Genomic DNA, 14,438 nt, shown 5'->3' on the forward strand with positions numbered 1-14,438 from the left:
GGAGCACAGCCGCGAGCACCCTACGCCCGAAGTGCTGCCGAAAGAGCCGATGATTGCCACTCACCGCCAACCCCATCGGCCCCACTCCCGTTTCCGAGCGCAGCGAGACCGAGCATTCCAGTTCGCGGCGCCGCAGGCGCTGCAAATCGAACACCGCGCGATAATCACAGGCGTGACGTTCACCCCCAAGCTGTGGCGACCCGTTCCAGGGTTCGAGAATCTGACCGACATCACCTACCACCGGCACATCGAACAGGGCACCGTACGCGTCGCGTTCGACCGGCCGGAGGTGCGCAATGCGTTCCGCCCGCACACCGTCGACGAACTCTACCGGGCCCTCGACCACGCCAGGATGACCCCGGACGTCGGCGCGGTGCTGATCACCGGCAACGGCCCCAGCTCGAAGGACGGCGGCTGGGCCTTCTGCTCAGGTGGCGATCAGCGTATCCGCGGACGCAGCGGCTACCAGTACGCGAGCGGCGACACCGCGGACACGGTCGACCAGGCCCGCGCAGGCCGGTTGCACATCCTGGAGGTGCAGCGGCTGATCCGTTTCATGCCGAAGGTGGTCATCGCGCTGGTGAACGGCTGGGCCGCGGGCGGAGGGCACAGCCTGCATGTCGTGTGCGACCTCACCCTGGCCAGCCGCGAGCACGCCCGCTTCAAGCAGACCGACGCCGACGTCGGCAGCTTCGACGGCGGCTACGGCAGCGCGTACCTGGCCAAGATGGTCGGCCAGAAGTTCGCGCGCGAGATCTTCTTCCTCGGCCGCCCGTACACAGCGGACGAGATGCACCAGATGGGCGCGGTCAACAAGGTGGTCGACCATGCCGAACTGGAAGATGTCGCGCTGGAATGGACCGCCGACATCAACGGCAAATCCCCGCAGGCGCAACGGATGCTGAAGTACGCGTTCAACCTGCTCGACGACGGGCTGGTCGGCCAGCAGCTGTTCGCCGGCGAAGCGACCAGGATGGCCTACATGACCGACGAGGCCGTCGAGGGCCGCGACGCGTTCCTGGAGAAGCGCGCACCGGACTGGACCCCTTACCCATGGCGTTTCTGACATGGACGTCCTGAGCAGCCGGATCATCTTGCGGCCCGCCGACTACGCGTCGACTCTCGCGTTCTACCGCGACGGGCTGGAGCTGGCCATCGCGCGGGAATACCCCGGCGGCACAGTCTTCTTCGCGGGCCAGTCGCTGATCGAGGTAGCCGCCCACGCCGGATCGGGAGAATCCTCGTCGTTCCACGGCGCCATCTGGCTCCAGGTCCGCGATGTGTCCGACGCCGCCGCGGAACTCGCGCTGAAGGGGATCGTGATCGACCGGCCGCCGGTGCAGGAGGCGTGGGGTCTGATCGAGATGTGGGTACGCGATCCGGACGGGGTGCCGATCGTCTTCGTCGAGGTCCCGCCCTCGCATCCGATTCGACGGGATTCGCGCTGGTCCGCGGAGTGAGAACGGTTCTACTCGATAACTCGGCGCGCACCGCCGAGTTGCCAATGCGGCAGCCCGCGAGGACCATAACGCTCGATGGCCACCCGACCGCCGACGTCCGAGTGGGCTGTGTCCGCGTTCCGTCCGACGAGTGAATCGCAGTCTCGATGCCTGGCGAACCGAAGTCCCGATCCGTCCGGATGGCCGCGATTGTCACGCGCCACCCCGGCAAACCCACCCGTTCCGCATGCGGCGACGCGGGCATGACACGATCCCTACCGTGAGGGAGCGCAGCGAGCGAGCCATGACCACAGCGCCTCCGGGCACGGCGGAGCCGGGCGAACGGCGAGGCGAGTTGTGAGCGAGCACAGCATGGGCACATGCCGAGCATCGCTCGGTCATGACGGAGCCGAGCGTCAGCGAGGTGTAGTCATGAGCGAGCGTCAGCGAGCGAACCATCGGCGCAGCCGAGCATCGCTCGGTCATGACGGAGCCGAGCGTCAGCGAGGTGTAGTCATGAGCGAGCGTCAGCGAGCGAACCATCGGCGCAGCCGAGCATCGCTCGGTCATGACGGAGCCGAGCGTCAGCGAGGTGTAGTCATGAGCGAGCGTCAGCGAGCGAACCATCGGCGCAGCGGGCAGTCGCGCATGACGGAGCCGAGCACCTGCGAGGCGAAGTCGTGAGCAGGACACTGCGAACCCTGCCGATGCCCACCGGATCCGGCGTCCGCGACGTCATGCCGCATCTGCGGGAGGCGCTGGAGGGCAGCGGGTCCGCGTGGTTACCGATTCCCACCACCGACCGCCGCGAGGCACGCCGTCTGAGCGATGCGCTGTCGCCGGCCGAGCCGATCGACGACGAGGTGGCCCTCGTGGTAACCACGTCCGGTACCACGGGCGTGCCGAAAGGCGCGATGCTGAGCGCGTCCGCGCTGCGTGCCAGCGGCACCGCGACGCACGACCGCCTCGGCGGTCCCGGCAGCTGGCTGCTCGCCCTGCCGACCCACCACATCGCGGGCATCCAGGTGCTGTTGCGCAGCATTCTGGCAGGCACGGAACCCACGGTGCTCGATGTGTCCGGCGGATTCCTGCCCGAGGCGCTGGCGGGCGCCATCTCCGGCATGTGCGGTGAACGCCGGTACACGGCGCTGGTCCCGACGCAGTTGATCAAGGTTTTGGACGCGCCGGACGCGGCCGCGGCGCTTGCCCAGCTCGACGGCGTGCTCGTCGGTGGCGCGGCAACCCCGCTTCCGGTCTACGAGCGCGCGAGGGACGCCGGTATCACCGTGGTTCGCACCTACGGCATGAGCGAGACCTGCGGCGGCTGCGTGTACGACGGCGTCCCGTTGAACGGCACGAAGGTGCGCATCGAGGACGGGCGGGTGGTTCTCGGCGGTGCGATGATCGCCTCGGGCTACCGCAACCAGCCCGATCATCCCGCCTTCGCCGAACCCGGCTGGTTCCGCACCGAAGACGCGGGCACGCTCGAAGACGGCGTGCTGCGCATCACCGGACGGCTCGACGAGGCGATCACGACCGGCGGCTTGCTGGTGCTCCCGCAGTTGGTCGAGGCGGTGCTGATCACCCACCCGGCGATCAGCGAGGTCGTGGTACTCGGGCTGCCGGATGAACGACTCGGGCAGCGGGTCGCCGCCGCGGTGGTGCCCGCCGCGGGCGCGACGCCGAGCCTCGCCGAGCTGCGCGACCACGTGATGGCGGAACTGGATTCCATCGCCGCGCCACGCGAACTGGTATTGCTCGACGAGATCCCGCTGCGGGGGCCGGGCAAGCCCGACCGCGTCAAGCTACGCGAATACCTACTCGCAGGCTCGACGCCTTAGGTCCGGGTCGAGTCGAGCCCTGCGCTTCTGATCGGACGCGCGAGTTCAGGCCAGAGTACAAGTTCCGGCGTGCGATCCTGGCGCCGGGCACGACGCACTCAGCCCACTGTCCCGACCGCAGCTCGTGGTCCGGCGCTCGGTAACGGAAGAGCTCGACTCCCGGTTCCGAGCGAAGCGAGACCGAGCATTCCCCTGTTCGCGGCCCGGCTCGCGTCCGAGCGGCCGACGCGTCCGCGACGAAGCCCCCCGCAGCGGCCACCCAGACGCCAGCCACAAGCGGGCCGCAGCCCCGCAGCCCCACAGCCCCACAGCCCAACACTCGCCTCCTACCGCAACCACACCGGCCAAACCCCCGGTTCCGAGCGAAGCGAGACCGAGCATTCCCCTGTTCGCGGCCCGGCTCGCGTCCGAGCGGCCGACGCGTCCGCGACGAAGCCCCCCAGCGGCCACCCAGACGCCAGCCACAAGCGGGCCGCAAACCCGCAGCCCCACAGCCCAACACTCGCCTCCTACCGCAACCACACCGGCCAAACCCCCGGTTCCGAGCGAAGCGAGACCGAGCATTCCCCTGTTCGCGGCCCGGCTCGCGTCCGAGCGGCCGACGCGTCCGCGACGAAGTCGCCAGCGTCGGCCGCTCGGACGCGAGCCATCAAGGGGCCGCGAACCCGCCGCGCCCGCGCGGCCAAAGACAGAGCCGTGCAAGGGCGGTGCAAGTCGAGGCCGCCACAGTCGTAGGCATGACTTCTTTCGCACCGAATGCAGCGCTCGCCGTCGAGGCGGACGGCCTGGTCAAGGTGTTCGGGGAACAGCGCGCCGTCGACGGAGTGAGCCTGGCCGTGCCACAGGGCTCCGTGTACGGCGTGCTCGGACCGAACGGCGCTGGCAAGACCACGACGATCCGTATGCTCGCGACCCTGTTGCGGCCGGATGGCGGCAGCGGCCGCATCTTCGGCCACGATGTGGTCAGGGAACCGACCGCCGTCCGATCCCTGATCGGCGTCACCGGACAGTACGCCTCTGTCGATGAGGACCTGAGCGCCACCGAGAATCTGGTCGTCTTCGCCCGCCTGCTCGGCCTGAGCCGGATCGACGCTCGGCGTAAGGCGGTCGAGCTGCTGGAGGAATTCGACCTCATCGAGGCGGCGAGCAAGCCGCTGAAGAATTTCTCCGGCGGCATGCGGCGCAGGCTCGACTTGGCGGCCAGCTTGATCGCGACCCCGCCGTTGCTGTTCCTGGACGAGCCGACCACCGGGCTGGACCCGCGCACCCGCGCTCAGATGTGGGAGACCATCCGCCGCTTGGTCCGCGAGGGCGCCACGGTGTTGCTCACCACGCAGTACCTGGATGAGGCCGACCAGCTGGCCGACCGGATCGCGGTGATCGACCGCGGCAAGGTGATCGCCGACGGCACCGCCGACGAGCTCAAGGCCTCGGTGGGTGGTTCCTCGCTGCACCTGACCCTGGTCGACCGCGGCCGGCTCGACGAAGCGCACCGCATCGTCGCCGATTTCCTCGGCACCGAGGCGCAGATCTCGCCGGAGGCGGGCAGGCTCACCGCGCCGCTGCCCGACGCGGGCGTCACCGCCGATCTGCTGATCCGCCTGCGCGAGTGGGAGATCGGGGTCGACGAAATCACCGTGAGCAAACCGAGCCTGGACGAGGTCTTCCTCACCATCACCGGTCACCCGGCCGAAGACAACACCGACGACGAATCCGAAAGGAGCGCGGCATGACCACCCTCACCGCGACCGAAACCACGGCGCGCCATGCGGCGCCCGCACCGATTCCCGACGTGAGCAACCGTATTCCGCTCGGGCAGGCGGTGGCGAACTCGTTCACCATGGCCTACCGCGGTCTGCTGAAGATCAAGCACAACCCCGAGCAGCTGTTCGACGTCACCGTACAGCCGATCCTGTTCACCGCGTTGTTCGCCTACATCTTCGGCGGCGCGATCGGCGGCAGCGTGCAGGACTACCTGCCGATCCTGATTCCCGGCATCCTGGTGCAGACCGTGGTACTCACCTCGGTCGTCACCGGCACCCAGTTGCGCGAGGACATGGACAAGTGCGTCTTCGACCGGTTCAAATCCCTCCCGATCGCCCGTATTTCGGCATTGGCCGGGGCGCTGATCGCGGATATGGCGCGCTACGTGATCGCGACAGTGCTGACCATCCTCGTCGGACTGTGCATCGGATACCGTCCGGGCGGCGGCGTGGTGGGCGTGATCGCGGCGGGCCTGGTGATCGTGGCCTGCTCGTTCGCGATCAGCTGGATCTGGGCGTTGGTCGGCGTCACCGGTAAGAGCGCGGCCGGTGTGCAGGGCATCTCGATGATGATCATGTTCCCGCTGACTTTCATGTCCGGCGCCTTCGCGCTGGTGGGCACGATGCCGGGCTGGATGCAGGCGATCAATCACGCGAACCCGGTGTATTACATGGTGAACGCGTGCCGTGCGCTGATGAACGGCGGCGCTTACGGCACCGACCTGGCCTGGTCGCTGATCGGCGCCGTGGTCGTCATCGCGATCTTCGCCCCGCTGACCGTCAAGGCGTACATGCGCCGGGCGTGAGGCACACACGATGCGCACGCCGGGTGACGAACCAGTCACCCGGCGTACCGTCGTCGGTCCGTTATGCGCGGCGGCTCGGTCGCGCCCTCGACGGGCGTCGCGGCCGAATGTCACCGGATGTCAGCCGAGTGTGCCGCGGTAGCGCCTCAGCGGGCCTCGTTCAGCTCGTGAAGTATCCGCATGATGCGGTCTGCGGAGTCCCTGCGGCGCAGGTGGCCGACCCGGTCGCGCGCCTCGGCGACCCGGTCGGCGCCGAGCGCCGCGCCGGCCGCGTCCGCGTGTCCGGCCCAGCGCATCGAAGGAAAGTCTTGGCGGCAGAAAACATTCGGCGCCAACGCGAGCAGCTCGAGACCGCGCGCCACAGACCGATCGACGGCGATGAGATACGAGCCGACCGCGCAGGCGACGCCGCCGATCTGCGGCAGGTCCTGATACTGCGTCATGCTCGGCAGGGTGAGTTCGACCAGATCCGCGGCCAGGGTCGCGCCGGAGCCGGCGGCGCCGTAGAGCACCTTCGCGTCGAGCGCCGCCGCGGCGAGCATCAAGGCGCCCGGCCCGGGCCCGAGCGCGCTGTCCGGCCAGCCGTACAGGTCGAGCGCACGTTCGTAGCGATACAGCCCTCCCTCGATATCGCCCTCCGCGAACGCCACCTCGGCCGAACTCTGCACGACCGTTGCCAGCAGCCGATTCTGCCCGCCGGTCGAGTTGTCGACATCCGACGTGCCGAGCGCGAGGTCGAGTTCGTGCGCAGCCTGCTCCAGCTCGCCGATACCGACCAGCGACGCCACCAGCATGCTGCGGGTCTCGACCGTGTCCTCGTAGGCGCCGAGCCGCGCCAGCATGTCCAGCGAACGGCGATAGTACGTTACCGATTCCGCGTACTGCGCGGTCTGACCGCAGACCTGGCCGAGGTGCCTGCACACCATGGCCACGCTCCAGACGTTGTTGTGCCCGAAGATCTCCAGCGCCCGGGTCGCGTCTACGGTCGAGCCGTGTACGTCGCCGAGGTTCTCCCTGATGTTGGCGCGCAGCAGCAGTGCGGTGGCCCTTGTCTCCTGATCTGTCGATCGAAGTGCGTGGGCGATCAGCCTGCCGAGGCCAGCGCCGTCGGGCCGGACGAGCACGACTCGGCCGATGAACCGGTTGTTCTCGGTGAGATCGGTGCGGTTGCACAGCAATCGGCGCACGCGCAGGCGCAGCTGGGCGAGCGCGCGGGCACCACCACCGGTGTAGGCGAGATGCAGGAACATCATCTGGTACGTGGTGAGCACGAGATCCGACCGCGGCGCGTCGGGGCCGAATACGGCCGGCTCCAGGTCGATGACCCGCGCAGCCCAGCTGACCACCTCGGTGTGCGAGCCGCGAATCACCCATAGCGTGGCGATGACGGGGAAGACTGTGTACGCCGTTGCGGCGTCCCGCCGTTCGAGCGCACAGCGCAACGCCGCGAGCAGGTTGTCCAACTCCATCGCGACCGAAAGCGCCAGCTCGATCTGGTCGCCGGTCAGATACCGGCGCGCCACGTCGTCGGAATAGTCCTTTGCCCACCGCATTATCGCGATGTCGACCGATTCGGCATCCCCCGCGATGCGGGTCAGCTGCTCCTCGCCGTACTCCCGCACGGTTTCCAGCATCCGATAGCGGGTGCCGAGCGCCTCGTCGTCCAGCACCGCGAGCAGCGACTGATTCACCAGGCCGTCGACGGCGGCGGCGACGTCGTCCACCGCAGCTCCGCACGCCACCGCCTCGGCGGCCGAGAGCGTGAAACCGGCCGGGAATCGGCATAATCGGCGCAGTGTCACCTGCTGCGCGGTGTCGAGCAGGTTCCAGCTCCAGTCGATCACGGCGTGCAGCGTGCGATGTCGTTCGGGCGAGCTGCGGTCGCCGTGGCGCAGCAGGGCGAACCGATCGGACAGCCGCTCGTTGATCTCCTCGACGCTCATCACGCGCACGCGTGCGGCGGCTAGCTCGATGGCCAGCGGCAGCCCGTCGAGGGTGTGGCAGAGCTGGGCGACGACGTCCGGGTCCAGCCGGACGCCGGGGCGCACCGCCCTGGCGCGCGCCGCGAACAGCTCGGTCGCGGGCGAACCGGCGGGGTCGATCGTCAAGGGCGGCAGCGGATACACGGTCTCGGCGGTGATCATCAGCGGCGCGCGGCTGGTGGTGAGCACGGTCAGCCGGTTGGCGATGCCGATCAGATCGGCGACCACCACGGCGACAGCATCGATCAGGTGCTCGCAGTTATCCAAAATGAGCAGCATCGAGCGGGCCGATACCGCGTCGCGCAGACGCTGACGTGCATCGAGCGCCTGCCTGGTGCGCAAGGTGGCGGAGTCGAAGGTGACGTCGCTCAGGCCGAGCACCGCGGCGATCGCGGCCTCGATCTCGACCCCGGCGTCGTCGCCCTCCGCACGCACCGAGGCCAGTTCGACCAGCACCACCGGGCGGGAGGCCGCCACGCGCGCACCGATCTCGTTGGCGACCCTGGTCTTTCCCGAGCCGCCCGGGCCGAGGACGGTGATCACGCGGGAATCGCGCAGTAGTTCTTCGAGCGCGGTCAGATCGTCCGTGCGGCCGAGCAGCATGTTGGGCGCGGCACGCAGCCCGACCGCGCCGGGTTGCTGGAATTGTGCCGAGGCGGCGGTGTTTTCGCCGGCGGACAGCGCGCCGGCAGCGGCCGAGATCGGCGTCCCACCGGAGGCGTACCGCGGCGCGAGGTCGGCGGCGCGGACCGGCTCGCCGCGCAGTATCGCGGTGTTCAACGCTACGAGCGCGGGACCAGGGTCCGTACCGAGGTGCTCGGCCAACCGGGAACGGAAAGCCGCGAAGGATTCCAGCGCCTCGTTGGCGCGGCCCGCCGCGGCGAGCAGGCGCATCAGGGTCTGCTGTGCGGGTTCGTCGAACGGGTCGGTGGCGTTGCGTCGGCGGGCCAGGCGCAGTGCGCCGTCGATGTCGCCGACGGACTCGCGCGCGGCCAGCTCGAGCGCGTCCAACTCGGCGTGCCGGTGCGCGGCGGCAGTGCGCAGCTCGTCGGCGAGGCCACCAGCGGGCAGGTCGGCGCCTGGTTCTCCGCGCCACAGCCCTCGCGCCTGCCACACCGCGTCCAGGCACCCGGTCGGGTCGCCCGCTGTCCGGCAGCCGCGCGCCCGCTGCACGAGCTCGCCGACCAGGGTCAGATCGACCTGATCGGTGCCCATGCTCAACCGGTAACCCGCCGGCCCGATCTCCAACGTTCCGTCGGGCAGAGCAGAGCGGAGCCGGGAGACCTGGGTGTGTAGCGCATTCATCGGCGCCCTCGGCGGCTGCTCACCCCACACGTCATCGATCAGGGCCTGTGCGCTGCGGCTGCGGCCCGTCCGCAAGGCGAGCGCCGCGAGCAGCAGCCGGGAGCGCGCGCCCGGCAGAGGTGTCAGCGCGCCGTCACGGCGCAGCGCGATCTCACCCAGCAGGGCCACCACGACCGATTCGCCTGCGGGCGCCGTCAAGGGGTGACTGTGGCCGTTCAGGCCGCTCTGATCCGGAAACATCCCGCGGTCATCGTATGCGAGCTGGACTGGTCGGGCCGCTATGATTTCTTTGCCCCCATTCCGGACGGTCGGTCGCTTACGCTGACCGCATGGCTGAGTTCGAAGTGGTCCGCCTGGAATTCCTGAAGCCGATGAAATCTACCAACCGCGTGACCTTCACCCTGGATCCGGTCGAGGCCGGCACCGAGGTGACCTGGCGGATGACCGGGCGGCAGTCCGCCTGATGGGCGTGGTCGGGAAGCTGATACCGATGGACAAACTGGTGGGCAGGAACTTCGAGAAGGGACTCGCCGGGCTGCAGCAGGCGGCGACGGCCCAGACGGACTGAACACCCCGCGCGCATTAGGCTGCGGATATGGCTACTGCAGCGCAATGGATCGAGGGCGCTCGACCGCGTACCCTGCCGAACGCGATCGCTCCTGTGCTCGCCGGGACCGGCGCGGCCGCGTCTGTCGGCGGTGCGGTGTGGTGGAAAGCGATTCTGGCGCTGCTCGTTTCGCTGGCACTGATCATCGGCGTGAACTACGCCAACGACTACTCCGATGGCATCCGCGGCACCGACGACGTCCGGGTCGGCCCGCTGCGGCTGGTCGGGCAGAAGCTCGCGTCGCCCGCCGCGGTGCGGAATGCCGCGATTGTCAGCCTCGCCCTCGGCGGGGTCTTCGGCCTTGTCCTCGTCGTCACCAGCGCGTGGTGGCTGCTGCTCATCGGCGCCGCCTGCCTGGTCGGCGCCTGGTACTACACCGGTGGCAGCAAGCCCTACGGCTACAGCGGATTCGGCGAGCTCGCGGTGTTCGTCTTCTTCGGCCTGATCGGTGTGCTCGGCACCCAGTTCGTGCAGGCGAAGGAGATCGATTGGGTGGGCGCGCTGCTCGCGGTCTCGGTGGGCGCGTTCTCCAGCGCGGTGCTCGTCGCGAACAACCTGCGCGACATCCCGACCGACACCGAATCCGGAAAGGTCACGCTCGCGGTGAAGCTCGGCGATCTGCGTACCCGCACGCTGCATCTCGCGCTGCTCGCGGTGCCGTTCATCGCGACGCTGTTCCTCGTCGCCCGCACGCCGTGGGCACTGGTCGGTCTGGTCGCAATGCCGCTGGCCGTGCGCGCCAATGCGCCGGTGCGCGGCGGCAAGGGCGGACTCGAACTGATTCCCGCCCTGCGGGATTCCGGCCTCGCCTTGCTGGTCTGGTCGGCGGCCACCGCACTCGCGGTCGGGCTCGGTTAGCCGCGGAGCCCGCGCGCGGGCAACAAACACCTCGCCTAGTCGTCGCCGTCCGGGACCAGGATGCCGAGCACCCAGTTGACGATCGAGACGATGATGCCGCCGAGTACCGCGGCCCAGAAGCCCTCTACCCGCAGGCCGTAGTCGCTGAATGCCTTGGTGATCTCCGCGGTCAGCCACAGCATGAGCGCGTTGATCACGAGCAGGAACAGGCCGACCGTCACGATCACCAATGGCAGCGACAGCAGTTTGACGATCGGCTTGACCAACGCGTTCACCACCGTGAAGACCGCGGCGACGACGAGCACAACGACAACTTTTGCGCCGGTGCCCTGGTCGGAGGGGCTGATGATGTCGATCTTGTCGACCCAGGCCGCGGCCAGCCAGATTGCCACGCCGTTGATGATCAACCGAATCAGAAGCTGCATGGGCCAATGCTAGGCCCGCGGGGCGGACATGTGCTGCCGCAAAACAAATATCGTGGCAGCACACGCTCCCGCGCTCAGGCGGCACGGTCTAGCAGGGCGTGCACCTTGGGACGCAAGTCGTGGATCTGGACGGAGCCGCCGAACAGGCGCATGGTGGTCTGATTGGGCGCCCGCAGGATCCCCAGCAGGACGTGCCCGGATTCGATGGTCTTGTCCTTGCGGCCGAGCGCCTCGCGCAGCGCGAGCTCCAGAACCTTTTTCGCGTCCTTGGCGAACGGGATGTGCCCGACGTTGCCGCTGCCGCGACCCCAGCCCAACGGACCGCGCCGCGGTTCGGGCACCGCGCGATCGAGCGCGTCCTCACCGAAGTTGGCCTCCAGCGATTCGCGCACGGCGTCGAGATCGATGCCGATGGAGCGCAGGGCTTCGGCGTCTTCCGCGCCGAGCGGTTCCTCCGTGCCGTTGTCGGCCAGCCTGCTCAGCACGCCCTCGTGGGTGAGCCCGGCCTCGGCGAGCAGGGCCTTCAGCTCCGGGTCGCCGTGTGCGAGCAGCCCGAGCAGCACGTGCTCCACCTCGATGTTCGGCGCGCACAACTCCCGTGCGTCCTCCTGAGCGATGACGATGGCCGTTCGCGCCGACCTGCTGAACCGTTCGAACATCAGCGGCTCCTGCCTCTCCGGTTGTACTTCTGGTGGACCGCCTGCTTGCTGACCTCGAGCGCCTCAGCGATCGCCTGCCATGACCAACCCTGTTCGCGAGCATTGGTCACCTGGATCGCCTCGAGACGTTCGAGCAGCCGACGCAGCGCGAGCACCGCGCGCAGCCCGACCTTGGGGTCGGGGCTGCCTGCGGCGGCCGCCAGGGTGGTTGCTTCAGTCATGCCGTCAATTTTTATTGACGGCACCGCAGGATGTCAATAAAAATTGACGACAGAGGAGACGCGGCAGCCCGATTCAGCTATCGGTGAACGAATGAACGGGTCCGCGGAACAGATTCGCTCGCGCAGCGGCAGATCGCCAGGTTCCACGCAGCCGCGACCACTCGCAGATCGTTCAGGCCTCCCAGACTCCGGTCGCCATGAACGTGTCCAGGATCGCGGCGGGCTCGGCGAGGACAATCCCCTGCGACGCGACCCAGGCGTCGTCGAAATACGTTCCCGCGTAGCGATCTCCGCCGTCACATAGCAGCGTGACCACGCTGCCGCGGCAGTTCTCGGCGATCATCTCGGCGACAAGCGCGAACACACCCCACAGGTTGGTGCCGGTCGACCCGCCGACCCGCCGACCGAGCCGCACACTGGCGTGCCGGGCGGCCGCGATGGAGGCCGCGTCCGGCACCTCGAACATGCGATCCACCACCGGCCCGACGAACGACGGTTCCACCCGGGGACGGCCGATCCCCTCGATACGCGAGGACATACCGGTCTGGTAGGTGGGATCGCCGGTCTCGTAGCCGCCGAAGAACGCGGAGTTCTCCGGATCGACTACGGCCAATTTCGTTGCGTACCTGCGGTAGCGGATGTAGCGGCCGATCGTGGCGCTGGTGCCCCCGGTGCCCGCGCCGACTACGATCCACTCCGGCACCGGATGGGTCTCCAACGCCATCTGCTGGAAAATCGACTCTGCGATGTTGTTGTTGCCGCGCCAGTCGGTGGCGCGCTCCGCGTGCGTGAACTGGTCCATGTAGTGGCCGCCGCACTCGGCGGCCAGCCGCGCCGCCTCGGCGTACATATCCGGCGGGCGCTGCACGAAATGGCAACGGCCGCCCTGGGCTTCGATCAGCGCGACCTTCTGCGGGGACGTGCTCGCAGGCATCACCGCGACGAAGTCCAGGCCGAGCAGCTTCGCGAAGTAGGCCTCGCTGACCGCGGTCGAGCCGGAGGACGCCTCCACCACCGTGGTGCCTTCGGTGACCCAGCCGTTACAGATCGCGTACAGGAACAGCGAGCGCGCCAGCCGGTGCTTGAGGCTGCCACTGATATGCGTGGACTCGTCCTTCAGATACAACTGGACATTCCACTGGACAGGCAGCGGATAGCGCAGCAGATGAGTGTCGGCGCTGCGCTGGGTGTCGGCATCGATCAGCCGGACCGCGTTGTCGACCCAGTCACGCGGCGTTCTGCGATCACAGGACTTCATGAGGACGCCCCGGTGTCCTCCGGATTCTCTCCGCGCAGCCGCGCACGCAACTGAGCCTTGTCGCGGCGACGGCGCTCATCGACCAGGGCGATGTCCTCGTTGACCTTGGCGCGGAGCCGTTTGAACAGGGTCAACGACAGCGGCATCGCGATGATCAGCGCGAACAGGGCGGCGACCAGCAGCGGAATGTCCACCGAGACCAGCCGTGCGGCCAGCAGGATGACCGCCGTGAGCACCACGACCAGAGCCAGCCTCGCGAGGCTGTAGAGCGCCAGATTGCGGGCCAGCCGACGACCTGCGCCAGCAGTTTGCTGTCCGCGAACACCTTCCGGTGGAATTTCGTCACGCACATCGGTCAGCCTATGCGAAGCTGTTGCCCAGCCTCGGCGCGCGCCTGTTGCCGGGGGTGGGGCGCACATCCGATTTGTCTATTACCTCCCCTTTACCAACAGTAGGTGGTTCGAGTACCTAGGGGTTTCGGTGCGACGATGGCGCCATCTGATGAGGGAACTGTCGAGAACGGAGAGGTTTGCTATGACTGCGATCACCGTCGGCGGCCAGGACACCCTGCTGACGCCGGGGCAGGTTGCTGCCCTGTTCCATGTCGATCCCAAGACCGTGACGCGCTGGGCTCATGCCGGGCGACTGGGGTCGTTGCGCACACCGGGCGGTCATCGCCGGTTCCGCGAATCAGAAGTACTCCAGCTGCTGCAGTCGCTCACTACCGAGGCGACGGCACACTGATCGCAGGGCGCGCGGGCCCGTTGTTCCAGGGCCCGCGCCTACCCGCAGGACCGATTTCACGCCTGCGGTGGGCGGGAGTCCCGTACGCGACTACCCTCGTAACCAGGAGGTGAGCGACGTGACGTACCTGTTGGCACTCATCGCAATGGCTGCAGTCGCGGTGTTGTGCTGGAAGGCGTTCGGCCCCGAGAAGGCCGGACCAACCGCCCCGCAAGCGCTTTCGCCGCGGCGAAAGCGCATCATCGGACCCGACGACGATCCAGAGTTCCTCTGGCGCCTGTCCCGCCAGCACCGCGACGGTGAGTCCGGCCCGACCGATCGCTGACGAGGCCCTTCACACCTCGACGGACGGGCGTGCCCTGAGCAGTGCCATCGAAAGCAAGCGCCGAGTGACGTCCCGTCGGCACTCACTCGGTGCGCCGTGTTCGGCGTAGGTGCCGAGCGCGATCATCGAAATTCAGACCAGCAACTTGTTTGCCAGGATGTGCCGATACCGGCCGACTGGCGCTGACCGACGGCGTACATCAGGT

15 protein-coding genes are annotated in these 14,438 nt (G+C 68.3%); 9 read left to right on the forward strand and 6 right to left on the reverse strand.

The window, feature by feature from the left end; genetic code table 11:
* Positions 1 to 172: 172 nt before the first annotated feature.
* The 5 genes from OHB12_RS21610 (at position 173) to OHB12_RS21630 (ending at position 5,849) form a co-directional block, all read left to right on the forward strand.
* Positions 173 to 1,066, forward strand: coding sequence for a 1,4-dihydroxy-2-naphthoyl-CoA synthase (locus OHB12_RS21610; RefSeq protein WP_327110394.1), 894 nt, complete (start codon positions 173 to 175; stop codon positions 1,064 to 1,066).
* A gap of 1 nt (position 1,067) precedes the next feature.
* Positions 1,068 to 1,460, forward strand: coding sequence for a VOC family protein (locus OHB12_RS21615; protein WP_327110395.1), 393 nt, complete (start codon positions 1,068 to 1,070; stop codon positions 1,458 to 1,460).
* Between the two features lie 686 nt (positions 1,461 to 2,146).
* Positions 2,147 to 3,280: an o-succinylbenzoate--CoA ligase gene (menE, locus tag OHB12_RS21620; RefSeq protein ID WP_327121326.1), complete on the forward strand. Its 1,134-nt coding sequence runs from the start codon at positions 2,147 to 2,149 to the stop codon at positions 3,278 to 3,280.
* Between the two features lie 737 nt (positions 3,281 to 4,017).
* Positions 4,018 to 5,013, forward strand: a complete 996-nt coding sequence (locus OHB12_RS21625; RefSeq protein ID WP_327110396.1) for an ATP-binding cassette domain-containing protein — start codon at positions 4,018 to 4,020, stop codon at positions 5,011 to 5,013.
* Entirely contained in the window at positions 5,010 to 5,849 is an 840-nt protein-coding gene (locus tag OHB12_RS21630; protein ID WP_327110397.1) for an ABC transporter permease, read from the forward strand. Before OHB12_RS21625 ends, OHB12_RS21630 begins: the two co-directional genes overlap by 4 nt.
* Positions 5,850 to 5,995: 146 nt before the next feature.
* Here OHB12_RS21630 and OHB12_RS21635 read toward each other — a convergent pair whose 3' ends face one another.
* Positions 5,996 to 9,376, reverse strand: coding sequence for an AfsR/SARP family transcriptional regulator (locus OHB12_RS21635; RefSeq protein WP_327110398.1), 3,381 nt, complete (start codon positions 9,374 to 9,376; stop codon positions 5,996 to 5,998).
* 89 nt (positions 9,377 to 9,465) lie between these two features.
* Here OHB12_RS21635 and OHB12_RS21640 point away from each other — a divergent pair, with 89 nt between their 5' ends.
* Both OHB12_RS21640 and OHB12_RS21645 read left to right on the forward strand, forming a co-directional pair.
* Positions 9,466 to 9,600, forward strand: coding sequence for a hypothetical protein (locus OHB12_RS21640; RefSeq protein WP_327110399.1), 135 nt, complete (start codon positions 9,466 to 9,468; stop codon positions 9,598 to 9,600).
* Between the two features lie 131 nt (positions 9,601 to 9,731).
* Positions 9,732 to 10,601 (forward strand): 1,4-dihydroxy-2-naphthoate polyprenyltransferase, encoded by an 870-nt coding sequence (locus OHB12_RS21645; protein WP_327110400.1) that lies wholly within the window; start codon positions 9,732 to 9,734, stop codon positions 10,599 to 10,601.
* Between the two features lie 35 nt (positions 10,602 to 10,636).
* On the opposite strand, the gene OHB12_RS21650 is transcribed toward OHB12_RS21645, so the two are convergent.
* The 5 genes from OHB12_RS21650 to OHB12_RS21670 form a co-directional block, all read right to left on the reverse strand.
* Complete coding sequence (locus OHB12_RS21650; protein ID WP_327110401.1) at positions 10,637 to 11,026, reverse strand: phage holin family protein; 390 nt, start codon at positions 11,024 to 11,026, stop codon at positions 10,637 to 10,639.
* A 74-nt stretch (positions 11,027 to 11,100) separates the two neighbouring features.
* A complete protein-coding gene (locus OHB12_RS21655; protein WP_327110402.1) occupies positions 11,101 to 11,685 on the reverse strand; it encodes a Clp protease N-terminal domain-containing protein in 585 nt (194 codons plus the stop codon).
* On the reverse strand, positions 11,685 to 11,906 hold the full coding sequence (locus OHB12_RS21660) for a helix-turn-helix domain-containing protein (RefSeq protein ID WP_327110403.1): 222 nt from the start codon (positions 11,904 to 11,906) through the stop codon (positions 11,685 to 11,687). Before OHB12_RS21660 ends, OHB12_RS21655 begins: the two co-directional genes overlap by 1 nt.
* 172 nt (positions 11,907 to 12,078) lie before the next feature.
* A complete protein-coding gene (locus OHB12_RS21665) occupies positions 12,079 to 13,164 on the reverse strand; it encodes a PLP-dependent cysteine synthase family protein (RefSeq protein WP_327110404.1) in 1,086 nt (361 codons plus the stop codon).
* Entirely contained in the window at positions 13,161 to 13,514 is a 354-nt protein-coding gene (locus tag OHB12_RS21670; protein ID WP_327110405.1) for a DUF4229 domain-containing protein, read from the reverse strand. Before OHB12_RS21670 ends, OHB12_RS21665 begins: the two co-directional genes overlap by 4 nt.
* A 184-nt stretch (positions 13,515 to 13,698) precedes the next feature.
* Here OHB12_RS21670 and OHB12_RS21675 point away from each other — a divergent pair, with 184 nt between their 5' ends.
* Positions 13,699 to 13,908 (forward strand): BldC family transcriptional regulator, encoded by a 210-nt coding sequence (locus OHB12_RS21675; RefSeq protein ID WP_327110406.1) that lies wholly within the window; start codon positions 13,699 to 13,701, stop codon positions 13,906 to 13,908.
* 118 nt (positions 13,909 to 14,026) lie between these two features.
* Positions 14,027 to 14,233, forward strand: coding sequence for a hypothetical protein (locus OHB12_RS21680; protein WP_327110407.1), 207 nt, complete (start codon positions 14,027 to 14,029; stop codon positions 14,231 to 14,233).
* The last annotated feature ends 205 nt before the right edge of the window (positions 14,234 to 14,438 follow it).

Origin of the sequence: Nocardia sp. NBC_01730 (assembly GCF_035920445.1) — a bacterium.
In the GTDB taxonomy this organism is placed as follows: domain Bacteria; phylum Actinomycetota; class Actinomycetes; order Mycobacteriales; family Mycobacteriaceae; genus Nocardia.